General features: G+C 66.5%; 20 protein-coding genes. 3 read left to right on the plus strand and 17 right to left on the minus strand.

What is annotated here, in order from left to right; all coding sequences use genetic code 11:
- Positions 1-19: 19 nt before the first annotated feature.
- The 6 genes from QX128_RS12545 to QX128_RS12570 form a co-directional block, all read right to left on the minus strand.
- The gene (locus QX128_RS12545) at positions 20-1,705 is read right to left on the minus strand and encodes a methyl-accepting chemotaxis protein (RefSeq protein WP_316237578.1); all 1,686 of its coding nucleotides are present in this window, start codon (positions 1,703-1,705) and stop codon (positions 20-22) included.
- 118 nt (positions 1,706-1,823) lie between these two features.
- A complete protein-coding gene (gene ftsH / locus QX128_RS12550) occupies positions 1,824-3,680 on the minus strand; it encodes an ATP-dependent zinc metalloprotease FtsH (RefSeq protein ID WP_316237579.1) in 1,857 nt (618 codons plus the stop codon).
- A gap of 130 nt (positions 3,681-3,810) precedes the next feature.
- Positions 3,811-5,478 carry a mucoidy inhibitor MuiA family protein gene (locus QX128_RS12555; protein WP_316237657.1) on the minus strand — a complete coding sequence of 556 codons (1,668 nt, stop codon included), beginning with the start codon at positions 5,476-5,478 and terminating at the stop codon, positions 3,811-3,813.
- A 192-nt stretch (positions 5,479-5,670) separates the two neighbouring features.
- Positions 5,671-7,260: a phosphoglycerate dehydrogenase gene (gene serA / locus QX128_RS12560; protein WP_316237580.1), complete on the minus strand. Its 1,590-nt coding sequence runs from the start codon at positions 7,258-7,260 to the stop codon at positions 5,671-5,673.
- 202 nt (positions 7,261-7,462) lie between these two features.
- Positions 7,463-8,635 carry a phosphoserine transaminase gene (locus tag QX128_RS12565; protein WP_316237581.1) on the minus strand — a complete coding sequence of 391 codons (1,173 nt, stop codon included), beginning with the start codon at positions 8,633-8,635 and terminating at the stop codon, positions 7,463-7,465.
- Positions 8,636-8,779: 144 nt separating this feature from the next.
- Positions 8,780-9,070, minus strand: a complete 291-nt coding sequence (locus QX128_RS12570; protein ID WP_315803323.1) for a hypothetical protein — start codon at positions 9,068-9,070, stop codon at positions 8,780-8,782.
- A 106-nt stretch (positions 9,071-9,176) separates the two neighbouring features.
- Between QX128_RS12570 and QX128_RS12575 the strand changes: the two genes are divergently transcribed.
- Together QX128_RS12575 and QX128_RS12580 are read left to right on the plus strand one after the other, a co-directional pair.
- The gene (locus QX128_RS12575) at positions 9,177-10,163 is read left to right on the plus strand and encodes an aldo/keto reductase (protein WP_316237582.1); all 987 of its coding nucleotides are present in this window, start codon (positions 9,177-9,179) and stop codon (positions 10,161-10,163) included.
- Positions 10,160-11,011, plus strand: a complete 852-nt coding sequence (locus tag QX128_RS12580) for an amidohydrolase family protein (protein WP_316237583.1) — start codon at positions 10,160-10,162, stop codon at positions 11,009-11,011. Before QX128_RS12575 ends, QX128_RS12580 begins: the two co-directional genes overlap by 4 nt.
- Here the strand turns inward: QX128_RS12580 and QX128_RS12585 are convergent, their stop codons facing one another.
- The 4 genes from QX128_RS12585 to glmM form a co-directional block, all read right to left on the minus strand.
- Positions 11,012-11,467, minus strand: coding sequence for a GNAT family N-acetyltransferase (locus QX128_RS12585; protein ID WP_316237584.1), 456 nt, complete (start codon positions 11,465-11,467; stop codon positions 11,012-11,014).
- A 28-nt stretch (positions 11,468-11,495) separates the two neighbouring features.
- On the minus strand, positions 11,496-12,323 hold the full coding sequence (locus QX128_RS12590; RefSeq protein WP_316237585.1) for an outer membrane protein: 828 nt from the start codon (positions 12,321-12,323) through the stop codon (positions 11,496-11,498).
- A 194-nt stretch (positions 12,324-12,517) separates the two neighbouring features.
- The gene (locus QX128_RS12595; RefSeq protein ID WP_316217483.1) at positions 12,518-13,360 is read right to left on the minus strand and encodes an outer membrane protein; all 843 of its coding nucleotides are present in this window, start codon (positions 13,358-13,360) and stop codon (positions 12,518-12,520) included.
- Between the two features lie 397 nt (positions 13,361-13,757).
- Positions 13,758-15,110, minus strand: a complete 1,353-nt coding sequence (glmM, locus tag QX128_RS12600) for a phosphoglucosamine mutase (protein ID WP_315803317.1) — start codon at positions 15,108-15,110, stop codon at positions 13,758-13,760.
- 404 nt (positions 15,111-15,514) lie between these two features.
- Between glmM and QX128_RS12605 the strand changes: the two genes are divergently transcribed.
- The gene (locus QX128_RS12605; RefSeq protein ID WP_316237586.1) at positions 15,515-16,651 is read left to right on the plus strand and encodes an alpha-hydroxy acid oxidase; all 1,137 of its coding nucleotides are present in this window, start codon (positions 15,515-15,517) and stop codon (positions 16,649-16,651) included.
- Between the two features lie 315 nt (positions 16,652-16,966).
- Here the strand turns inward: QX128_RS12605 and QX128_RS12610 are convergent, their stop codons facing one another.
- The 7 genes from QX128_RS12610 to QX128_RS12640 all read right to left on the minus strand — a co-directional run bounded on the left by QX128_RS12610 (position 16,967) and on the right by QX128_RS12640 (position 24,421).
- The gene (locus QX128_RS12610; protein WP_316237658.1) at positions 16,967-17,545 is read right to left on the minus strand and encodes a hypothetical protein; all 579 of its coding nucleotides are present in this window, start codon (positions 17,543-17,545) and stop codon (positions 16,967-16,969) included.
- Between the two features lie 144 nt (positions 17,546-17,689).
- The gene (locus QX128_RS12615; RefSeq protein WP_316237587.1) at positions 17,690-18,532 is read right to left on the minus strand and encodes a shikimate dehydrogenase; all 843 of its coding nucleotides are present in this window, start codon (positions 18,530-18,532) and stop codon (positions 17,690-17,692) included.
- 116 nt (positions 18,533-18,648) lie between these two features.
- A complete protein-coding gene (locus tag QX128_RS12620; RefSeq protein ID WP_316177611.1) occupies positions 18,649-20,412 on the minus strand; it encodes a SulP family inorganic anion transporter in 1,764 nt (587 codons plus the stop codon).
- 93 nt (positions 20,413-20,505) lie between these two features.
- On the minus strand, positions 20,506-20,808 hold the full coding sequence (locus QX128_RS12625) for a helix-turn-helix transcriptional regulator (protein WP_315757334.1): 303 nt from the start codon (positions 20,806-20,808) through the stop codon (positions 20,506-20,508).
- A 206-nt stretch (positions 20,809-21,014) separates the two neighbouring features.
- Positions 21,015-23,063: an elongation factor G gene (locus tag QX128_RS12630; RefSeq protein ID WP_315803313.1), complete on the minus strand. Its 2,049-nt coding sequence runs from the start codon at positions 23,061-23,063 to the stop codon at positions 21,015-21,017.
- Between the two features lie 176 nt (positions 23,064-23,239).
- Positions 23,240-23,713: a DUF992 domain-containing protein gene (locus QX128_RS12635; RefSeq protein ID WP_315803312.1), complete on the minus strand. Its 474-nt coding sequence runs from the start codon at positions 23,711-23,713 to the stop codon at positions 23,240-23,242.
- 183 nt (positions 23,714-23,896) lie between these two features.
- Positions 23,897-24,421: a DUF992 domain-containing protein gene (locus QX128_RS12640; RefSeq protein WP_315803311.1), complete on the minus strand. Its 525-nt coding sequence runs from the start codon at positions 24,419-24,421 to the stop codon at positions 23,897-23,899.
- Positions 24,422-24,509 lie beyond the last annotated feature (88 nt).

Below are 24,509 nucleotides of genomic sequence, written 5' to 3' on the forward strand. Positions count from 1 at the left end.
GGGTCCGTTCCAAGCCGCCTCAGGCCGTTCGCACCTTTGTCATGAAGCCATCGACGGCCTGCTGCAGCAGGCCCGACTGGCTGTCGAGCTCACGTGCGCTCGACAGCACTTCCGAGGCGGCCATGCCCGTCGCTTCCGCCGCCTTGGTGACGCCGCCGATATGGGCGCTGATCTCGTTGGAGCCGGCCGCGACCGACTGGATGTTGCGCGCGATCTCGCGCGTCGCGTCGCCCTGCTGCGCGATCGAGGTCGAGATCGAATTGGTGATCTCGCTCATCTGCGCGATGGTCTGGGTGATGCCGCTGATGGCGGTGACCGCATCCTGGGTCGAGGTCTGCATCGCCGCGACCTGCGCCGAAATCTCCTCGGTCGCCTTCGCCGTCTGGTTGGCGAGCGCCTTCACCTCCGAAGCGACGACCGCAAAACCCTTGCCGGATTCGCCGGCGCGGGCGGCTTCGATCGTGGCGTTCAGCGCCAGCAGGTTGGTCTGCGCTGCGATCGAATGGATCAGCTTGACGACCTCGCCGATCTTCTCGGCACCGGTCGACAACACCTGAACGGTGGCATTGGTGCGCTCCGCGTCGCCCACGGCTTTGCTCGCGATCTCGCTGGAGCGGGCGACCTGGCGCGAAATCTCGTTGACCGAGCTCGACAGCTCCTCGGCCGCGGCGGCAACCGTGCCGACATTGTCGTTGGCGCTCTGGGTGGCGGCGCTGACGGTCGAAGCGCGCGAGCTGGCATCGCTCGCGGTCGAGGTCATCGACTGCGCGGTGTGCTGCATGCCCTCGGCCGCCGACGCCACCGAGCGGACGATGCCGTTGACGCTGCGCTCGAAGTCGGCTGCGAGGTTCTGCATGGCCGCGGTCCGCTCGGCGGCCGCGCGCTGCTGGGTGGCGGCGTCGGCCTGCTCGAGCTCGCGCATCCGCAGCGCGTTGTCCTTGAAGATCTGGACGGTCGCGGCCATCCCGCCGATCTCGTCGCCGCGGCCGACACCGGGAATCTCGCCCTCGAGCCGGCCGTCGGCGATCTCGCGCATGCGGACGCCGAGACGATCGAGCGGCACGCTGATGCTGCGGCTGATCAGCCAGGCGATCCCGCCGGCGACGACCGCGATGCCTGCGCAGGCCATCCAGATCAGCCATTTCAACGGCTTCATCTTCGCGTCGAGATCGTCGACATAGACGCCGGTGCCCACGAACGTATTCCAGCCGGGAATCATCACCGCATAGGAGATCTTGCGGGTCGGCTGCTCCTGACCGGGACGCAGATATTCGTAGTGCAAGGTGACTTCGCCATCCTTGGCAACGCCGTCGCGCAGCTCGACGACGAGCTTGCGGCCGTTGAGCTCGAAATCGATCACGTTCGAGCCGCGCTGCTTCGGATCCTGGGACAGCACCACATTGCCGTCCATCGTATAGGCGAACAGATAGCCCGTGCCCTTGTCGAAGGTCATCGTTCTCCCGCGATCGACGAACTCGTCGAGCGCAGCCTCCTTCGTCAATTTGCCGGCTTCGACATCCTTGATGAGGCCGAGGGCCATGTTACGCGCGGTCTCGACGATCGCCCGGCACTGTTCGATGCGGGCATTGACCATCTCCTTTTGCATCAGAGTGCCGGCAAACGTACCGGCCGCGGCAAGGCCCAGCATCGCGACGCCGACGACGATGGCGAGCTTGGGGGCAATCTTCAGGTTGTTCAGCAGCACGCAAAGAACTCCGCCCGGTCCCCGATCGACGGCCTCGATCTGTCAAGGTGAGCTGCCGGTTAACTGATCAGGTGATGGTTAGAGTTCGGTTGCGAACGCGCCCCCGTAGAAACCCGGATCAGCTCGGGACAACGGCATCCGGGGCCGGGACCGCGGCGGAGGCGGGCCGCAATGGCGCGAACTCCTCGGCGGTCAGCGTCTCCTTGGCGATCAGGAGGGCGACGCCGCGCTCGAGGTCCGGGCGATGGCTTTCGAGAATCGCCCTGGCACGGGCATCGCCGTCTGCGATCAGATCCCGCACCGCGAGGTCGATCTCGCGCCCGGTCTCCTCGGCCGCCGACACGATCTGATCCTGCGGCTGCAGGAACGAGATCTGTGGACGCGGCGCGTAAGTGCGCTGCCCGACAGTCGCATCCATCCCGTATTTGGTGACCATCTCGATGGCGATCTCGGTCGCGCGCTGCAGATCGTCGGCGGCGCCGGTCGACACGTCGCCGTCGAAGATCAACTGCTCCGAGGCGCGGCCGCCCATCAGGACGGCGATGCGGTTCTTCAGCTCGCTGACCGCGAGCAGAAAGCGATCCTCGGTCGGGCGCTGCATCGTGTAGCCGAGCGCGCCGACGCCGCGCGGAATGATCGAGACCTTCTGCACCGGATCGACGCCGACGAGATTGGCCGCGACCAGCGCGTGGCCCATCTCGTGATAGGCGACACGGCGGCGCTCGGCGGGACTGAGCACGCGGCTCTTCTTCTCGATGCCGGCGACGATGCGCTCGATCGCCATCGTGAAATCGTCGAACGTCACCTCGTGACCCTTGCGGCGGGTCGCCGCGATCGCCGCCTCGTTGATCAGATTGGCGAGGTCGGCGCCGGTGAAGCCGGCCGTCAGTGCCGCGACCTTGTCGAGATCGACGCTGTCGGCGACCGTGATCTTGCGGACATGCACCTTGAGAATTGCGAGCCGCCCGCCCCTGTCAGGACGGTCGACCAGCACCTGGCGATCGAAGCGGCCGGCGCGCATGAGCGCGGGATCGAGGATCTCCGGCCGATTGGTGGCGGCGAGCAGGATGACGCCGGAGCTTGGGTCGAAGCCGTCGAGCTCCGCCAGCAATTGATTGAGCGTCTGCTCCTTCTCATCGTAGCCGCCGAGTTGGCCACCCGCGGTTCGGCTGCGGCCGAGCGCGTCGAGCTCATCGATGAAGATGATGCAAGGTGCGGCCTTGCGGGCCTGCTCGAACAGATCGCGCACGCGGGCAGCGCCGACGCCGACGAACATCTCCACGAACTCGGATCCGGAGATCGAGAAGAACGCCACCCCCGCTTCGCCCGCCACCGCGCGCGCGAGCAGGGTCTTGCCGGTGCCGGGCGGGCCGACCAGCAGGATGCCCTTGGGGACGTGTGCGCCGAGCCGGCCATAGCTCTTCGGATCCTTCAGGAACTGCACGACCTCCTGCAGTTCGAACTTGGCCTCGTCGACCCCTGCGACATCGGCAAAGGTGACCTTGGTGTCGGTCTCGACATAGACCTTGGCGCGCGACTTGCCGATCGACATCAGACCGCCGAAGCCTTGGCGGTCCATCACCTTGCGGCCGAGGAACACCCAGATGAGATAGAACATCAGCGCCGGCACGACCCAGGACAGCAGCGTCTGGATCAGCCCGCCCGAGGGCACGCCGGTCACCGTCACGCCCTTCGCGGCAAGCTTCGCGGCCAGCGGCGGATCGACGCGCGCGGTGATGAACGACGTCTTGCCGTCGGACTGCTTGTCCTTGAACTTGCCCTGGATGGTGTCCTGGCTGACCGACACCTCGGAGATCTTGCCCTGCTCGATCAGCTGCTCGAACTGGCTATAGGGAATCGTCTCGACCGTGTTGTAGGTCGTCAGCAGCCATTGCAGCAGCAGCATGCCGACACCGGCGAGGAAGATGTAGCCGACGGCGACGGCCTGCTTGCGGGTGTTCGGGTCGGATTCCATGTCGGCGCTCTCGGTCGAGATCGATCACGGCCGAACAGGACGTGATCGAACGGGGTCCCACTCGCGCATAACAGGGCCGGGACCGGGCGGCTTGTCATGGATCAAACGGCGCCGATCCCACGCCGGGCAATCAGCCCGACGGCTGCATCACGATCGACTTGTCCTTCGGCCAGCGCACACGCCAGGCGAAGGCGATATCCTTGGCCTCGCCGGGTCTGGCGTCGATCACCCATTCGACGACACCACGCCGGTCGCGGACGTTGGTCGAGACCGGCGGCGTGGTCGCAGGAAGCATCTCGACCGTGATCTCTTCGTTCTCGCTGACCGGCAGCTGATCCTGGATCGCGACCTTGACCGGGAAATCATGCACGTTGCGGACCGTCGTCTTGAAGGCGCGCTCGTCGATCTTCGCCGTCGTCACGATCAGGCCGGCCGAGCCTTCGTTGCGCTTGACGACACTACGCTCGACCTTGACCTTGTCGTCGGCCCCGAAGCCGAGACGAACGGGCTCATCCTTGCCCGCGGCGGCCAATTTGCTGGTGCCGACGAACATGCCGTCGCGATAGATCGAGACCTTGCCCGGCAGCAGCGGCGCGTCCTCCGCCTGTGGGAAGCTCGCTTCGAGATAGGCGGTGGGATCGATGACGGGCGCGGAACGGATCGTCAGTTCGGGCGTGATCGTCGCGGTGGAGATGCGCAGGCTCTTCGCGCCATCATTGGCACCGACGCTGACGCGTCCGGGAAGACGGAAGACGGTCTGGAAGGCGCTGATCTCCGCGACCGTCTGCTGCTCGACGGCCTTGTCCGCGACATCTCCGAACGTCGTCCCTCCGTTAAAGCGAAACTCCTGCCGGCTCTCCATGAGTCCTCGTGCCGCGCTCACGGCGGCCGGCTTCGGCGCTGGCGGTGGCGGCGGCGGATATTGCGCGATGATCGTCCTGAGCTCGGGCGCACTGCCGCCGCGTCCGGTCCGCACCGTCGAAACCGTGAGCGCGACCTCGGGCCAGTCCTCGCCGGTGGCCTGCTGGATCTCGGCGCGTCGCACCAGCTCGAGAGCCGGTTTGCGGTCCTTCGCCGACATGTCAAGACGCGCGTCATAGAGCGGCACCCAGCGGGCATTGCGCACCGCGTAGGTCACGCGCAAGGTCGCCTTGGTCGCTGCCGCCGCCGACAATTCGATCCGCACCTCCAGCTTGCTCGGGGGCTTCGTCGTGAGATTGTCCTGCAGGCGCGCGATCTCGCGATCGATGTCGCGCTGCTTGCGCTCCGCATCACGGATCGCCGCGTCGGCCTGTCCGACCTCGTCGGCAACGGCGGCGAACGCGGCACGCCATTCCGTGATCGGACGCGCCTCGCCCTTCTCGCCGAGCCCGGCCGGCGATGCCTCGGCAAAACGCTCGGCAAATTTCTTGCGCGCAACAGCCGCTGCAATCGCGCCGTCGAGATTGGCACGCTCGTCCTGCAGCGCTTCGATGCGCTTGTCGATGTCGGGCAGGTTGACGGGCGGCGCCGCACGCGGCGGCTTGGCGTCGACGGTGCCGATCACGAGCTTGGTGCCGGCCTCGCCTTCCACGCGCAGCGAGGACGCATCGAGGCCGAGCGGGAAGTCCTTGGCGATCGCGGTGCTGTCACCTGCGGGAAGGTCGAGCGAGATGACCCGGGTCACCGTCGCGCCATCCGGATAGACCGTCACGGCATCGACGGTGGAGGTCGTATCGACGTTTGCCGCATGGCCGGGCACCGCCGTCAGCGCAGCACCCAGGACGAGACCCGTGGCAAGCAGGCCCTTGTTTCGCATGGTCATCACTTTCTCCGCAGCCCAACGCCCACGGGACCGGGTCAGCCGGTCCTTCATCGGGCGTTAGACGCAGGGAAAGAAAGCCGGGTTCAATCGACGGCTTGAAGGGCCGGTCGCTCGATGGCCCTTCAGAGTCGCAACGGCGACAGGGCCAGAGGCCGCGCCGCCGTTGCAACTCATCTCATCGGACGATCAGAACGCCAGCGCCTTGGCCTGCTTGACCTGCGGCAGCGCCTGGATCTTGGCGAGCAGATCGGCCGGCACCGCACCGTCGACCTCGACCAGCGCGATCGCGTCGCTGCCCGGCGCGACGCGGCCGAGATGGAAGGTCGCGATGTTGATCTTGGCATCGCCCAGGAGGCTTGCGAACTTGCCGATGAAGCCCGGCTTGTCCTCGTTGGTGACGTAGATCATCGACTTGCCGAACTCGGCGTCGACACGGATGCCCTTGATGTCGACGAGGCGCGGCTTGCCGTCGGCGTAGACCGTGCCCGACACCGCGCGCTCCTGGTGCTCGGTGGTGACCGCGACCGTGATCAGGCTCTCATAGTCGCTCTCGCCGGCGCGCAGCACCTCGTCGACGATCATGCCGCGCTCCTTGGCGATCACCGGCGCCGACACGACGTTGACCTCGCCCAGCATCGGCCGCAGCAGTCCGGCCAGCACCGCCGAGGTCAGCGCCCGGGTCTTCATCTCGGCGACGTGGCCTTCATAGGTGATCTGGATCTTGGTGATGCTGCTTTCCGTGAGCTGGCCCGCGAACGAGCCGAGCTTCTCGGCGAGCGCGATGAACGGCTTCAGCTTGGGCGCTTCCTCGGCCGTGATCGACGGGAAGTTGATCGCGTTCGAGATCGCGCCGGTGAGCAGGTAGTCCGACATCTGCTCGGCGATCTGCAGCGCGACGTTCTCCTGCGCTTCCGTGGTCGAGGCGCCGAGATGCGGCGTGCAGATCACGTTGGCATGGCCGAACAGCGGATTGCTGGTGGCCGGCTCCTCGGCGAACACGTCGAGCGCGGCACCCGCGACATGCTTGCTATTGAGCGCCGCGAGCAGCGCCTGCTCGTCGATCAGGCCGCCGCGGGCGCAATTGATGATGCGCACGCCCTGCTTCATCTTGGCGATCGCCGCGGCATCGATGATGTTGCGGGTCTTGTCGGTCAGCGGCGTGTGCAGCGTGATGAAATCGGCGCGCTTCAGCAGCTCCTCGAGCTCGACCTTCTCGACGCCGAGATCGAGCGCGCGCTCCTCGGTGAGGAACGGATCGAAGCCGATCACCTTCATGCGCAGGCCCTGCGCACGGTCGCAGACGATCGAGCCGATATTGCCGCAGCCGATCACGCCCAGCGTCTTGCCGGTGATCTCGACGCCCATGAAGCGGTTCTTCTCCCACTTGCCGGCCTGGGTCGAGGCGTCGGCCTGCGGGATCTCGCGCGCCAGCGACAGCATCATCGTGATCGCATGTTCGGCGGTCGTGATCGAATTGCCGAACGGCGTGTTCATCACGATGATGCCCTTGGCGGTCGCCGCGGGGATCTCGACATTGTCGACGCCGATGCCGGCGCGGCCGATCACCTTGAGCCGCTTGGCGCGCTCGATGATCTTGGCCGTGGCCTTGGTGGCGGAGCGGATCGCAAGGCCGTCATAGTCGCCGACGATGTCGGCGAGCTTGTCCTTGTCCTTGCCGAGATTGGGCTGGAAGTCGACCTCGATGCCGCGATCCTTGAAAATCTGCACGGCAGCCGGGGAGAGTGCGTCGGAAATGAGAACTTTGGGTTTGGACATGACGATGTTCCTTCACGCCCTCCATCACGGAGGGGCGGCGCGATGCGCCGGGATGAGGTGAAAGCTCGTAGGGTGGGCAAAGCGACTTGCCCGCCGTAGCTCTTCGAGCGAAGGCGGGAGCGTGCCCACCGCTCTCTCGCGTCAGGTGAGATAATTGGTGGGCACCGCGCGTTGCGCCTTTGCCCACCCTACGCGGAGCGCCTCAGGCGGCCTTCGGCAGCGCGGCCTTGGCCTCGGCGAACGCCCAGTCGATCCACTGCGTCAGCAGCGCGACGTCGCTGGCTTCCACCGTGGCGCCGCACCAGATGCGCAGGCCAGCCGGCGCATCGCGATAGTGTGCGAAGTCGAAGCCGGCGTTTTCCTTCTCGACCAGCGCCACCAGCTTCTTGGCGAACTCCGCCTGGGCATCGGCCGACAGCGATGTGATCGCGGGATCGATGACCTTGAGGCACACCGAGGTGTTGGAGCGGATCGCGGGATCCTGCGCCAGGAAATCGATCCAGGGCGTGCGCGCCTTCCAGTCGGCCAGCACCTTGGTGTTGGCGTCGGCGCGGGCGATCAGCGCCTTCAGGCCGCCGATCGACTTGCCCCAAGTGAGCGCATCCAGATAGTCCTCGACGCACAGCATCGACGGCGTGTTGATGGTCTCGCCCTCGAAGATGCCGGCATTGAGCTTGCCGCCCTTGGTGAGGCGGAAGATCTTCGGCAGCGGCCAGGCCGGCTTGTAGGTCTCGAGACGCTCGACTGCGCGCGGCGACAGGATGAGCATGCCATGCGCGGCCTCGCCGCCGAGCGCCTTCTGCCAGGAGAAGGTAACGACGTCGAGCTTCGGCCAGTCAAGCGGCTGGGCGAATGCAGCGGAGGTCGCATCGCAGATGGTCAGGCCTTCACGCGTCGCGCTGATCCAGTCGGCGTTGGGAACGCGGACGCCCGAGGTGGTGCCGTTCCAGGTGAAGACGACGTCGCTGGCCGGATCGACCTTCGACAGATCCGGAATCTCGCCATAGCCGGCATGCAGCTTGGTGACATCCTTGAGCTTGAGCTCCTTGACGATGTCGCTGACCCAGCCCTCGCCGAACGATTCCCAGGCGATCGTGGTGACGGGCCGCGCACCGAGCAGCGACCACAGCGCCATCTCGACCGCACCCGTGTCGGACGCGGGCACGATGCCGATCTTGTAGTCGGCCGGCACTTCGAGAACGTCGCGCGTCAGCTCGATCGCCTGCTTGAGCTTGGCTTTGCCGACCTTCGCGCGATGCGAGCGGCCGAGGGGAGCGTCCTTGAGATTTTCGGAGGTCCATCCGGGACGCTTGGCGCAGGGGCCGGAGGAGAAATGCGGCACAACAGGCCGCTGCGAGGGCTTCGCTGCAGTCATCGTCTATCCTTCCAGATAGTAAGCCTCCCGTTGGGGGGAGGTGTCCCGCCCCGGTGATTACGGGAAGGGTCGTTCCGCGTCAAGGAACTTCGCGCGCTCGCGCCGGCGTTCACGCAGTCGTGCTGGCATGCAAGCGAATGCAATTCATTCCGGCGCGGCACCGACGGGCGACTGGCCAGCCGGAGGACGATGCAGGAAGGTCATCGAGGCGTAGGCGCCGATCCAGGAGCCGACCGCAGCGAACGCGACGTAGATCCAGTTCTCCGTGTAGCTGATCACGGCGAATGACGAGAGCATGTACCAGATCGAGCTCCAGGTCGCGGCCGATACGCGCCGCTTGGCGACGACCGCCGACGTGAACATCACGTAGACCGCGTCGGTCGCCGCCGTCGCCAGCACGACTCCGAAGGCCGTCAGTGGATTGATCGCCGACATCGTCCCCTCCTCTTCGTTGTGCTGCACCATGCGACGTCATTGTTTCGTCGAACGCATCCATGCACAATGACGCGATCTGCACGCGCCGAACAACAAGGATAGAAGAATGGAACGCGTCCGTCTCGGGAGGAGCTCGCTCGACATCACCCGTCTCGGCCTCGGCACGGCGCCGCTCGGCGGCCTGTTCGCGCCGGTCAGCGATGGCGATGCCGAAGCCACGATCGCCGCGGCGTGGTCGCGCGGCGTGCGCTTCTACGACACCGCGCCGCTGTACGGCTTCGGCCTCGCCGAGCAGCGGCTCGGCGCGTTCTTGCGCCGGCAGCCGCGCGACAGCTACGTGATCTCGACCAAGGTCGGCCGGCTGTTGCGGCCGGACGCGACGGCCTCGGGCGAAGACCCGCACTACAAGGGCACGCCGCCGCTGCGGCCACAATTCGACTACTCCTATGACGGCGTGATGCGTTCGGTCGAGGAGAGCATGGTCCGGCTCGGCCTGGATCGCATCGACATCCTGCTCGTGCACGATCCCGACGATCACTACGACGAGGCCGTGGCCGGCGCCTTTCGCGCGCTGCAGCGGCTGCGCGACGACGGCAGCATCAAGGCGATCGGCGCCGGCATGAACCAGTCCGAGATGCTGGCGCGCTTTGCCGAAGCCGTTCCGGTCGACTGCTTTCTCCTGGCGGGCCGTTACACGCTGCTCGACCAGGGCGCGCTGACGGCGCTGTTTCCGATCTGCGAGAGGCAGAACGTCGCCATCATTCTCGGTGGCATCTACAACAGCGGCATCCTCGCCAACCCTCATGGGCCGGCGAAGTTCAACTACGAGGATGCCGATGCCGCCCTGGTGGCGCGGGCGCGCCAGCTCGATGTGCTGTGCAGGCAGCACGGCATCGGGCTCAAGGCGGCCGCGATCCAGTTCTGCCTGGCCCATCCCGCGGTGACCGTCGGCCTGCAGGGCGCGCGCAATGCGCAGGAGGCGGCCGACAACATCGCGCTGGCGCACGCGCCGCTCCCGCCCGCGTTCTGGCGCGACCTGCGCGCCAGCGACCTGGTCGACGCCCGCGCGCCGCTGCCGGGAGAGGCGCCATGAGCCGCGTCATCGATGCGCATCAGCACTTCTGGGATCCCGGTCGCGCCGACTATCCATGGATGGCCGGTGACGCGCTGGCGCCGATCCGCCGGCCGTTCGGTCCCGCCGATCTCGCCACGCTGCTGGCCGAGAACGGTCTCGACGCCAGCATCCTGGTGCAGACCCGGTCGTCGCTCGACGAGACCGAGGAATTCCTGCGCATTGCCGATGCGACGCCGTTCGTCGCCGGGGTCGTCGGCTGGGTCGACCTGACCGATCCATCGGTGGGACCAACGATCGACCGGCTGCGCGGCCTGCCCGGCGGGGACAGGCTGGTCGGCATCCGCCACCAGGTCCATGACGAGGCCGACCCGGCATGGATCTTTCGCGGCGACGTCAGGCGCGGCCTCGACATCGTGTTCGCCCGCGATTTGACCTACGATCTGCTGGTGCGCACGCGAGAGCTGCCGGCGGCGATTGCGACGGTGCGCGCTTTTCCGAGAGCGCGCTTCGTGCTGGACCACGCGGCCAAGCCGCCGATCGCCACCGGCTTCGATCAGGACTGGGCCGATCGCATCGCCGAGCTCGCGGCCTGCGGCAATGTCTGGTGCAAGGTGTCGGGGCTCGCCACGGAAGCCGTCTGGACCGACTGGGACGCGGAGCGGCTGCAGCCCTATGTGACATATGTGGCGCGCTGCTTCGGCACCGACAGGCTGATCTTCGGCTCGGACTGGCCGGTGTGCCTGCTCGCCGGCGGCTACGGCGAAATCAAGCAGGCGCTGGAGCAGTGCCTGATGCGGCTCGGCTCGGACATCCGCGACAAGGCGTTCGGCCCGAACGCCGTCGCGGCCTACCGCCTGCCGCGCTGATCAGAACCGCATCACCATGCCGAAATGGCTCTTGGCGAAGCCGAGCCGCTCGTAGAAGCGCTGCGCGTCGGTGCGACTCTGATGCGTCATCAGCTCGACCAGATTGCAGCGCTGCTTGCGCGCCTCGGCGATCGCCCATTGCAGCAGCTGCTCGCCGATGCCGCGGCTGCGGCGGTCGGTGGCGACCCGAACATCCTCGACCAGCGCGCGCGACGCACCTTGCGAGCTGAGCCCGGGCAGGATGCAGAGTTGCAGGCAGCCGACCACCCGGCCCGCCTCCTCGGCAACGATCAGGGTGATGTTCCCATCCCGCGCGATCGTCTCGAACGCGCCGTAGTAGGACTGCGGCAACGGCTGCTCGAGGCGCTCGCGCGCCCGGCCGAGATGATCGTCGGCGAGCATGGCGACAATGGCAGCGACGTCGTCGCGCTGCGCAGGACGGATGCTGATGGACATCGGCATACAGGACAGGCTTGCAATCAGCTCAGAACTTGTAGCCGAGGCCCGCGCGCACCGTATTGATGCTGGTGTCGACCGTCGAGGTGAAGCGGACGTATTCGTATTCGGCCCGCGCAAACAGGCCGCCGACCAGATTGACGTCGACGCCGAGACCGGCGCTGTAGCCGTAGATCAGGTGATTGTGCTGAAGGTTGTTGGCGCTGAGCGGCGCAAGCGGCGTGTAGGTGCCGAGAAAGGTCGTGCTGACCCGGTCCTGAACCGTCACGGACTGGCCGATATCTGCGTTGCCGAGTGCAAGGCCGAAAAATGCGTAGGGCAGGAAGCAGCCCATCGCATAGCCGGCACGACCGCGGATCGTCGCCATGTCGGTGATCGAGATCTGCGAGGACTGCGTCGACGTCACGGCGTGGAAGTTGCCGTCGGTCAGTGCGGCCGTGCTGACGAGCGTCCGGCTCGAAGAGGCCATGCCGCCGTATTTGCCATGCAGATAGCTCGCCTCGACGCCGAGCACGACGTCGTCCCACTGGCTGTTGTAGCCGACGAAGGCGCCGAAGCCCGATGCGCGCGAGGATTGCTTGCCGAGGTTCGGGTTCCAGGACGAGACCTGCATCTGGCTCTCGATCAGCGTGTTGGCCAACACCGCCGCCGTCATGTTCTTGGTCGAGCCGTTGAAATTCTCATCGGACGAGCCGTAGCCGCCCTGGACGCCCACATAGTAGCCGTCCCAGTTGACCCGCGAATTGTTCAGGCCCTCGGTCATGCTGCCCCTCAGGATGGGCAGATCGGACAAATCCGCGGCCTGCGCTGCCGAGATCATGCCGCACACCGAGACCGCCACCACCAGGCTACGCATTGCAACGCTCCAATCAGCACTTGAACTCTCTGTTCCGATCATCGCGCGTTAACCTTAATCATTCGTTGTCGCAGCGCCCTGCGCGGAAATTCTTTCCGCGAAGACGCAGCACGCTGCGCCGGATCAGAAACGTAAAAACGGCGCGGGAAGACCCGCGCCGCTCGTTCGATTGCAGTGATTGGCGACCGCTCGGCTCAGCCCTTGCGGATCAGCGCCGGCATCGGAGGCGGCGGCGGCTGGTCGAAATTCCAGCGCACGCCGAGCTTCAGGTCGTGCGAGGTGATGTCCTTGAACTTGAAGACGTTGCCGGTGGTGTTGCCGACATAGTCGGACAGGACGCCGGTCTGGCCTTGACCGAGATCGACGTAGCTGTAGGCCAGCTCCAGCACCAGGTTCGGATTGACGTTGTAGGCGAGACCGGCATGGGCCGCCCACGCGAAATTCCATTTCGAGGAGGTCGGCGCCGTCGCGAAACTCGTGGTCGTGAACGGCAGGTTGTTGATGCCCGTGTCGGTGAAGTTCGAGACCGTCACCCGCGCACCGCCGACGCCCGCGCCGATGAACGGCGTCACGCACCACCAGGTGCCGAGATCGACATAGGCGTTGGCGAGCACCAGCCATTCCGACTTGCTGCCGCTGTAATTGTCGATGCCGCTATAGGGCACGCCGCCCGCCGTCGCGTTGAAGCGGTCGGTAGCCTTGAAGTTCGAATTGCCGCGATACTGACCGGTGACGTCGGCGCGGAACCAGCTGTTGAAGCGATAGCCGACGCCGACGCCGTAGATGCCCGCGGTATCGAACGCCGAGGTCTGATTGAACGACGTCATCGGCGTGTAGGCGGATTCGCGCGAATAGTGAACGTCCTTGACCTTCTGATTGCTGAAGCCGATGTCGCCGCGCAGATACCAGCCGCCGAAATCGGCCGCCGGCGGCGGCGCGTAGACCGGAGGCGGCATGATGGGCATGTCGGCCGCAAAGGCCAGAGTGGAAAACAGAGAGGCCGCTCCGGCGGCGATCAAAGACATAACGCTACGCATTGGCTTCGTCCCTTTGGCCGGTGAGGCAATCGAGAACCTGGCCCCACATCACAACTGACGGCCCTACAATCGCACCAAATGCTTAAGCGGCGCTTAACCCTAATAATTAAGGTTGATTTTCCATGAGCGAGTGGGAACCGTTAACGGCCGGACAACTCATCCTAACAGATCGTTAGCGGCTGCGCCGGGCGATGCAGGCAATGCGAACTAATTAGTCGACCGGCCCGGCTCATGGCGAAGCCATGCCTTCCAAATACCGATCCGCCGTACGAAATGGTTGAACGACGCGATCAGAAGCATCCTGGCGACGTACTCGGACGCGAGAAGATCGTGAGCCAGCAAAAAGGCCTGCCATCTGACGATGACAGGCCATGATCGAAAATATGATCGCCGGCGATCAGGCGGCAGCAGCCGCCGCATTGCCCACCGCGGCCACGATCTCGTCGACGACCTCCTCGACCAGGTCGCGGTCGTCGCCCTCGCCCATCACGCGGATCACCGGCTCGGTCCCGGAGGAGCGCACGAGCAGTCGGCCATGACCGTTGAGGCGCTTCTGTCCGGTATCGATCGCCGACTTCACCTCGTCCGCGTCGAGCGGCTTGCCGCTGCGATAGCGCACATTCTTGAGGATCTGCGGCAGCGGATCGAAGCGGTGGCAGACCTCGGACACCGGACGGCGCAGCCTCTGCACCGTCGCCAGCACCTGCAGCGCGGCGACGAAGCCGTCCCCCGTGGTCGCGTAGTCCGAGAGAATGATATGGCCCGACTGCTCGCCGCCGAGATTGTAGCCGTCGGCCAGCATGCGCTCGAGAACGTAGCGGTCGCCGACCGGCGTGCGCACCAGTTCGAGCCCCTGCCCCTGCAGGAAGCGCTCGAGACCGAGATTGGACATCACGGTCGCGACGATACCGGCGCGCGCCAGGCGGCCGTCCTCCTTCCAGCTCTGCGCGATGACGGCAAGCAGCTGGTCGCCATCGACGATGTGGCCGCGCTCATCGACCAGGATCACTCGATCCGCGTCGCCGTCGAGCGCGATGCCGATGTCGGCGCGCATTTCCCGTACCTTTCGGCACAGCGCCTCCGGCGAGGTCGAACCGCATTCCTTGTTGATGTTGAAGCCGTCCGGATCGACCCCGATCGAGATCACGTCGGCGCCGAGCTCCCACAGCGCCTCGGGCACGACCTTGTAGGCCGCGCCGTTGGCGCAATCGACCACGACGCGCAGGCCGTCGAGCGAGAGGTCGCGCGGCAGGGTGCGCTTGGCGAATTCGATGTAGCGATCGTGCACGCCGTCGATGCGGCGGGCGCGGCCGAGGCTCGCGCTCTGCGCCAGCTTCTTGTCGAGCGATTCATCGAGCAGTTGCTCGATCTGCCTCTCGACATCGTCGGACAGCTTGAAACCCTGCGGCCCGAACAGCTTGATGCCGTTGTCCTCGAACAGATTGTGCGAAGCCGAGATCATGACGCCGAGATCGGCGCGCATCGACTTGGTGAGCATCGCGACCGCCGGCGTCGGCATCGGGCCGACCAGCAGCACGTCCATGCCGACCGAGGTGAAGCCGGCCACCATGGCGTATTCGATCATGTACCCGGAGAGGCGCGTATCCTTGCCGATCACCACGCGGTGGCGGTGCTCGCCGCGCTGGAACAGAAGACCTGCGGCCTGCCCCACCTTGAGCGCGAGTTCCGGCGTGATCAGGCCGTTGGCGCGGCCACGAATCCCATCGGTCCCGAAATAGTTACGGCTCATATGACCCCCAGCAACGGCTTCTGGATTTCGTTACCGGCGGGTGCGAATCACGGGAGCCGCCCTGCCGGTCAGCCCGCGGGTTATAGTCGCCTTAAGGCTAAGATGGCTTCAAAAAATATGATGAATCATTACCACGAAACCGCCATAGCCTCTGTAAGCCGTTGTTAAGGCTAATTTTTCATTCGACCTGACGGCTCCGGAGGGCTCGCCCGCCGGAGCCCGCCGCAGCCGGAATGTGCTCGCTCCGGCAGCCCCGACGTCGTGTTGCGTGACGCGCGCAGTTTGCCCTGCCTTGCCCAGACGCCGTTGCGGTTCCCAAGTTGGATTTGGCAGGCGCCGCAAAGATGCTAGATGACTGCCCCAGCCTTAAGAAACGAGACGCCGGTGGGGAGCCGAAGACCGCGATGAAACACGTCACCTGCATTGAAGACCTGCGCCTGCTGCACAAGCGCCGCGTGCCCAAAGCCTTCTTCGACTACGCCGATCGCGGCTCCTATGCCGAGGAGACGCTGCGCGCCAACCGCGACGATCTGCAGAAGATCAAATTCCGCCAGCGCATCCTGGTCGACGTGTCCAAGCGCGATCTGTCGACGACGATCCTCGGCGAGCCCGCGTCGATGCCGCTGATCCTGGCGCCGGTCGGCCTCCTGGGCATGCAGCATGGCGACGGCGAGATTCACGCCTGCCGCGCGGCGCAGGCCGCCGGCATCCCGTTCACGCAGAGCACGATGTCGATCTGCTCGATCGAGGACATCGCTGCTAGCGTCGAGAAGCCGTTCTGGTTCCAGCTCTACGTCATGAAGGACCGCGGCTTCATTAAGGCCCTGGTCGAGCGCGCGATCGCCGCGAAGTGCAGCGCACTATGCCTGACCGTCGACCTGCAGGTGATCGGCCAGCGTCACCAGGACATCAAGAACGGCATGAGCGTGCCGCCGGAATGGACGCTGTCGAAGCTGTTCGATTTCGCGATCAGGCCGGCCTGGGTGCAGGGCGTGCTGCAGGGCAAGCGCCGGACGTTCGGCAACATCGCCGGCCACGTGAAGAACACCGAGGACCTGACCAAGCTCTCGGCCTGGACCGCGGCGCAGTTCGACACCTCGCTGAACTGGAAGGACGTCGACTGGATCCGCTCGATCTGGCCGGGCAAGCTGATCATCAAGGGCATCCACGACATCGAAGACGCCAAGCTCGCGGTCGAGACCGGCGCGCAGGCGATGGTCGTCTCCAACCACGGCGGCCGCCAGCTCGACGGCGCGCCGTCCTCGATCCACGTGCTGCCCGGCATTGCGGAAGCGGTCGGCGACAAGATCGAGATCATGTTCGATGGCGGCATCCGCTCCGGCCAGGACGTGATGCGTGCGCTCGCGCTCGGTGCCAAGTCCTGCATGCTCGGCCGCGCCTATGCCTACGGCCTCGGCGCCGGCGGCCAGGCCGGCGTCGCCAAGGCCATCGACATCATCCGCAACGAGCTCTTGACGACGATGGGCCTGTGCGGCGTCAACACGGTGGCCGAAATCGACCGCAAGGTGCTGGCGGATTAGGCGGAGTTGGGTCGAGGGTCTAAGTTGTTAGGCAATCCCTGTCGGCGCTGACGGTGCAACCTCTCCCCGCTCTTTGCGGGGAGAGGTCGGATTGCGCAGCAATCCGGGTGGGGGGCATGGCACCGACGAAGCTCCGATCAGTCCATCGGGCGGGCACAACGCCTCCAACTTCCGTTGCAATGGAAGGGACGTACTCACAGGCATTTGCCAGGCCGTCAGAACATCAGTTCGCTGCTATTAGCTGCACCACCCGTGCCGCTGCCCCTCTCCCCGTAAAGAACGGGGAGAGGGAGCGCACCGTGCTCGCGGCGCCGCCTACATCGGCGGCGTCAGCCCGTCGCGGCCGACGCTGACGCGGCTGGTCTCGAGCGAACCGTCAGGCAACGGCTTGACGATCGCGATCACCTTGGCGCCGGCTTTCAGCTCGGTCTTGTCGCCGGGCACGAAGGTCACGATCGGCGTGTCCGGCGCGATGTCGACGCGCTTCTCGCCGCCCTTGTACTTGACCAGCAACGTATGGCCGTCGGTCGAGACCGAGCTTTCGGATACGGTGGCGTTGGTCATGCTCGAGTTCGGCTTCAGGTCCCACGACCGCGAGCCTTCGCCCGTGCCGCGCATGTCCTCGGGAAAAATGTGGATCTCGACCGCCTTCGGCGCGCCGTCCGGACCGGGCACCGTGGTGGCGCCGATGAACGAGCCCAGCTTGATGTCGGAAAGCTGCGCCTTGACGACACCCGAGACGCGCAGATCACCGGCCATGCGGAGCTTGAAGATCTCGCCGCTGCGGGCTTTAACCGTCATGGTATCGGCGTCGACGCTTTCGATGGCGCCGCGCACGCGCGTCGGCACTGGCGCCTGCTGCGCGATGGCGGTCAGCGACGCCGCCGCAACCATTGCGAGCGCGGCGACCGGACGGATCAGAACGAGACGGGCAGACATGCTGAAAACTCCGAGGGCTCGAGAGACGCGTTCCGCGCTCGTATCGGAGACGCGGGCATCTGACGAGTGAAACGCCGGAGAGGGCCGCTCATTCCACACTCAAGCCCTTGTGAGATCAGCCTCGACCAACGCGCGCAGTTCGGGCGTGACCTGGGGGCGGCGGTGGAACCACAATTCGAAGCCGCGCACCGCCTGGTGCAGCAGCATGCCGAGCCCATCGGCGCTGCGCAGGCCCCGCGATCGCGCGGCGCCGAGCAATCGCGTCTCCAGTGGCACGTAGACGAGGTCGGCGACCACGGCGTGCGGCGACAGCAGATCGACGTCGAGCTCGAGCGGCGGCTGGCCGTGCATGCCGAGCGAGGTGGTGTTCACGAACAGGCCCGCGCGCGGCAGCAGCGCGCCGACGCGATCCCAGCCTTCGGCAACGACCCGGTCGCCGAACTGATCGGCCAGCGCCTGCGCGCGCGCAGCGGTGCGGTTGACCACATGGACGCGGCCGATGCCGCGCTCGAGCAGACCGAACACGACGGCCCGCGCCGAGCCGCCGGAGCCGAGCACCAGCGCCTCGTCGGTGCGGTCCCAGCCCGGGGCGGCGGCATCCAGGTTGCCGATGAAGCCTTCGACGTCGGTGTTGGTGGCCCGCAGGATGCGGTCCTCGTACCACAACGTATTCGCGGCGCCGACGGCACGGGCGCGCGCGTCCGGCTCGGTCAGCTCCAGCACGCGCTCCTTGTGCGGAATGGTGACATTGGCGCCGACGAAGCCGCGGCGGTCGAGATGCGTGACGAAATCCGCAAGCTCTTCCGGCGGCACCGCCTCGATGGTGTAGCCGCCGGCAATGCCGAGCTCGTGCAGCCAATGATGATGGATCAGGGGCGAGCGCGAATGCGCGGCAGGCCAGCCGATCAGGCACGCGGCGCGGGGTTTGGCGGCGACGGTCATGGCCGTGACATCGGACAAGCTCCGGCCGGAGTCAATGCTGCGGGCAGTCGAACCGGCCGCGACGACGAAGCCGGCCGTCGGTGCGCCTCGGTGGAGACCGGCGCGCGAGGCCGGACTCAGCTCGCCGCCAGCCCGTCGGAGATGTCCTCCTGCGGCGTCTCCTTGCCCTTGATGTCGGCGACCGCGCGCTCGATGGTCTCGCGGAAGCGCACCAGTGGCGGCCGCACGCCGTGGGTCAGCAGCGCCCGGCGCACGGTCGGTGATGCGCCGGTGATGAACAGGCGGATGCCCTGGCGCCTGGCCTTGGCGGCGACGCGGCTCATGGCGTTGGCGGCTGTCGAATCCAGGAACGGCACCGCTGCGAAGTCGACCACGAAGGCCTTGCGGCGGTCGGCGATCGAGTCGAGCACGGTGCCGACGGTCGAGGCGGCGCCGAAGAAGAACGCGCCGGTGATGCGATAGACCAGCACGTCCTTGTCGGCGCTGAGCTTCGGATTGTACGGCACCCGCGCCTCATCCTCGAAGTCGGCGCGGTCCTTTGCGGCCAGAGGCGACCCGCCCTCGACGCCGGTCATCTGCGCCATGCGGTTGATGAACAGCACGGCGCCGAGCGCGAAGCCGACCAGGATGCCCTCGGTGAGATCGCGGAAGATCGTCAGCCCGAAGGTTGCGAGCAGCACCGTGGCATCGCCCCAGGACGATCGGATCAGGGTGGCGAACTCGTGCTTCTCGGCCATGTTCCAGGCGACAACGACGAGCACCGCGGCCAGCGCCGACAGCGGGATGTAGCTCGCCAGCGGCGCCGCGATCAGCATGAACACCAAAAGAAACAGCGAATGCAGCATGCCCGACACCGGCCCGCGCGCGCCGGCGCGGACGTTGGTCGCGGTGCGCGCGATGGTTCCGGTGACGCAGATGCCGCCGAACAAGGCCGAGCCGATATTGGCAAAGCCCTGCGCCACCAGCTCGCAGTTGGAGCGATGGCGGCGGCCGGTCATGCCGTCGGCGACCACGGCCGAGAGCAGCGACTCGATCGCCCCGAGCAGCGTGAAGGCAATCGCATCGGGAAACACCGCCTGGATCTTGGCAAGCGAAAACGCCGGCAGCGCCGGTGCCGGCAGCTCGCGCGGGATGCCGCCGAAGCGGGTGCCGATGGTCTCGACGGGAAGCTGCAGCGCGTAGGTGATGATGGCGGCGACCACGACCGCGATCAGGATGCCGGGCCAGGTCGGCCGCAGATGCTTGAGGCCGACGATGATCGCGATCGACAGCGCGGCCGTCGCGACCGCAGGCATGGTCGCGGTCGGCGCGCCATGCGCGAGCGCAGCGAGCTTCGGGATCAGCTCGCCCGGCTCCTTGCCCGCAAGCGTGATACCGAACAGATCCTTCAGCTGGCTGGCAAAGATGATGACGGCGATGCCCGCGGTGAAGCCGACCGTGACCGGATAGGGAATGAACTTGATGTAGGTGCCGAGCCGCAGATATCCGGCGATCACCAGCATCACGCCGGACATCATCGCCGCGATCAGCAGGCCATCGAGACCCTGGCGATCGACCGTCGCAGCGACCAGCACGATGAAGGCACCCGCGGGACCGCCGATCTGAAAGCGGCTGCCGCCGAGCAGCGAAACCAGGAAGCCGCCGACCACGGCGGTGTAGAGGCCGCGCCCCGGCGAGACACCGGAGGCGATCGCGATCGCCATCGACAGCGGCAGCGCCACGATCGCTACCGTCAGGCCCGCCAGCGCGTCGGCACGAAAGTCGCTGAGGCCGTAGCCCTCGCGCAAGACCGTCAGGAGCTTGGGGGAATAAAGCTCGGCGAAGGTCGGCTCATGATGTCCGACCCGCCCGTGCGAACGGTGTTCGTTTGCGATGCTCATGCCGACCACGCTCCCGTCGCCTCATCGGACCGCGGCGCAGCCGACGATGCGTCCCACACGAAGCGCTCAGGAGCCCCGTGGCGCGCGATGAGCCTAGCTCGCGTCATCGCGCACAATGTCAGTTTGACGGCCCATGCGGCGAGGCGGCCCCGGGTCCTTCAGGCGAACACCACGCCCGCCATTCTCACTGCGGGAATGCTCACCGATCAGATCCACGCCCGCACGATTGAGCGCATCGACGACCTTGGTCAGCGAGTCCACCACGCCGCGGACGTTGCCCGTGGAGGCTTCCATCCGCTGGATCGTCGGCAGCGACACGCCAGCCAGCTCGGCCAAGGTTCTCTGATCTATCCCGAGCAGCGCTCGCGCTGCCCGCATCTGGAACGACGTGATCACGATGGCCTCACGTGGCAGACACCATAAATGATGTCTGAGACAAAGACAATGATGTAAAATACATCATAAACTGAGCTCGGATGCAAGCTGGAACCCGGCCCTCGCCGTCCGTCCCCTGCGCGCGCGAGCGACGGCCATGACGCGATCCGGCCCGCCATCCCGAGCGAGGATGACGGGCCGGTGTTACTCGGCGCGGAGCGTTCGGCTCAGGCGGCGTCGCGGTGGGAGGCGATGATGTGGTCGGCGGCGCGGCCGGTCACCTCGGCCATATGGTCGAACTGGCGGGTGAAGCTGCCGGCGCCGGCGGTGGCCGAACGCAATTCGACGATCAACTCGCCGATCTCCGCCTCCGGCATCATCGCGCGGACGCAGTCCCAGCCCGGCCAGCCGTCACGGGTATCGAAGGACAGGATCTGGCCGCGCCGCGCCGACAGGATCGCGTTGATCCTGGCGGTCGCTTCCGTCGGGCAGACGATCTCGACGGTATGGATCGGCTCCAGCAGCACCGGCGCGCATTGCGGCAGGCCTTCGCTGACGCCTGCCCGCGCCGCGGTGCGGAACGCGAGGTCGGACGAATCGACGCTGTGATAGGAGCCGTCGGTGAGCGTCACCTCGACGTCGATCACCGGAAAGCCCAGGGGGCCGCGGGCCATTGCGTCGACGACACCCTCCTCCACCGCCGGGATGTAGTTGCGCGGCACCGCGCCGCCGACCACCTTCTCGGCGAAGCGGAAGCCTTCGCCGCGCGGCAGCGGCTTGATGTCGAGCACGACGTCGCCGAACTGGCCGTGCCCGCCGGACTGCTTCTTGTGGCGGCCGCGCTGCGTGATCGGCTTGCGGATGGTCTCCTGATAGCCGATCGCGGGCTGGTGCGATTTGACGTTGACGCCGAAACGGTCGCGCAGCCGCTCCAGCGCGACGCGCAGATGCATCTCGCCCTGCCCCCACAGCACGGTGTCGTGGGTGCGCGGGTTCTGCACCATGGTCAGCGACGGATCCTCCTCATGCAGCCGCTGCAAGGCCTGGCCGAGCTTGACGTCGTCCTTGCGGTCCACGGCGGCGATCGAGAGCGCCAGCACCGGCGGGCACGCCTCCACCTTTGCCAGCGGCGGTGGCGCCGTCTTGCCGGTCGCAACCGTATCGCCGGTCTTGACCGCATCGAGCTTGCCGAGCGCCACCGTGTCCCCGGCCTCGGCGCCCGCGCGCTTGCTGTCATAGGCGCCGGTGGCAGCCAGGATGCCGGACACGCGCGCCGCCTCGCCCGAGGCGGCATGCAGCGTCGCGCCGTCGTCGAGATGGCCGGACAGCACCCGCGTCAATGACAGCTTGCCGCCATGCTGCAGATGCAGCGTCTTGAAGACATAGCCGAGCGCCTCCTTGGTGTCCTTCACACCGAGCCGCCGCGCGGTCTCGGCGATTCCGGGCGCCTCGTGGCGCAGCGCCTTCATCAGCCTCAGCACGCCGTTCTCGCGCAACGCCGAGCCCAGCAGCACCGGGCAGATCAGTCCCTCGCGCAATTCGCGCGCGAGATCATCGAACACGGCGTCGCGCGGCGGCGGGATGTCCTCCAGCAGCTGCTCCATCAGCGAATCGTCGTGATCGGCGAGCTTCTCCAGCATCGAGAAGCGCGCCTCCTTCTCACGGTCGAGATCGCCGCCTTCGAGCGCGATCACCTCGCTGGCCTTGTGCTCGCGATAGATGAAGGCGCGCTCCAATGCGAGGTCGACGAAGCCCTCGATCAGCTCGCCGTTCCAGATCGGGATCTGGCGCAGCACCAGCGGCACGCGCGAGGCCGGCTGCAAGGTCGCGAGCGTCTCCCTGATGCGCGCATTGGCGCGGTCGATCTTGTTGAGGAACAGGAAACGCGGGATGCGCAGCTCCTCGAGCTCGCGCAGGATGATCTGCAGTTGCGGCAGCTTCTTCTCATCGGCCTCGCAGACCACGATCGCGGCATCGACCGCCGGCAGCGCGGCGCGCATGTCGTGGATGAACTCGATCGAGCCGGGACAGTCGAGGAAGGTGTAGCTGTCGCCCATGAAGGTCGTCGTCGCCGCCGTCATGGCGACGCTCATCTTGTGCTGGCGCGCCTCCGGGCTGGCATCGCCGACGGATGTGCCGGCGTCGACGCTGCCCGCGCGCGCGATCGCGCCCGTCCGCGCCAGGATCGCCTCCAAGAGAGTGGTTTTACCGCTTTGGAAAGGGCCCACCAGCGCGATGCACCGTGGACCTCGGGGACTTCTCAGGTCTTGTCCCATTCGCCGCCTCCTCGTTGTGGAGCTCGGCCCTTGATTGGGTCGGCAAAGCCGAATGCTCTGCCTCGGCTGCCGCTTTGGCAAGCAGGCGGCCTGCGAAAAACGTTGCTGCAGTGCGGGGGATCCCACCGTCTTCCCGCACGATGGCGGGAAGAGCGCTGTTCACGGCAAAGGGAAGATCACCGACCCGGGCGCAATTCGAGGCTTTGCAGCCCCGCCGCGACGCTGATGCCGACCTGGCCCTGGACGCTGAGCGGCTGCAGCGCGATCGAGTTGGCGGAGCCGCCGACCAGCACGTTGCCGCCGACACCGACGCCGACCGCGGCCGAACCCTGCGCACCGGCATAATCGCCGGAGAGATCGCCCGGCCCGAGCCGCGCGACCGGCGCATAGACCACCCAGGCCAGCAGCGATTCCTGGGTGATGCCGAGATCGAGGCCGACCTTGCGGATGGTCGCGACGTAACGATCCTCCGGCAGCCCGTCGGCGCGCAGCACGCAGCCGAGATGGGTGACCGAGCCGACGATGAAGCCGACGCTGGCGCCGCCGCGGCATTCGAGGACGCCGACCCGCACGCGATCTTGCGCCTGGGCAGCGCCGCCGATGCAGAGGACGGCCGCAGCGGTGAGCCCGGCGAGGATGGTCGAGCGCATGAATAAAACTCCGGCTGAAATGAACATGTGATGCGGCGCTCGGTGATCGGGACTGATGATCACGAGCCATCACATCTATGCCACAAGGCTTACAGCCGCACCAGAAGCGGCGCGCCGTTCATCTGGCTGAACGACTCACGGCCTCGACCAGCACAGCGCGGCTGCGAGGCATTGTCGCCGTGCTCAGCGATAGTAGCGCGAGAAGTAGGACGAGGGCTGGCTCGGGCTCGGATGGATCGGCAGCAGCGGCACCAGCTCGACCTCGGTGATTCCCGCGGCGAGGTTCATGCCGGTCTGCCCCTGCAGGCTGATCGGCTGCAGCTGGGTGGCGCGATCGGTGTCGCGCACCAGGAAGCTGCCGCCGAAGCCGACCAGCGCGGCGGCGTTGGCCGACAATCCGCCATAGCGCCCGCGCAGCTCGCTGCGGCCGAAATCGTTGACCGGCGCGTACACCGCCCACGCCATCCGGGTCTGATCCGTCAGTCCGAGATCGAGACCGTAGCGGCGGACCTTGGCGACATAGCGCTCCGGCGCGCGGCCCTGGCTGCGGAAGACGCAGCGCAGACGGGCCTGTGACATCACGAGCTTGCCGGCCGTCCGGCGGCCCTCGCACTCCAGAACCCCCGCACGCATCGGGCGGCCCTGATGGGCCTGCGCGAGCGGCACGAGCATCACCATCGCCACGATCGACAGCACAAGCAGCCGCATCGAACTCCAACCTTACGCCACGCAACTTGATCCCGGACAAAAGAAAGGCGCCATGTTCAAAACATGGCGCCTTTCTGTGCGGAAATTG

Source organism: Bradyrhizobium sp. SZCCHNR1015 (assembly GCF_032489875.1).
GTDB lineage: Bacteria > Pseudomonadota > Alphaproteobacteria > Rhizobiales > Xanthobacteraceae > Bradyrhizobium.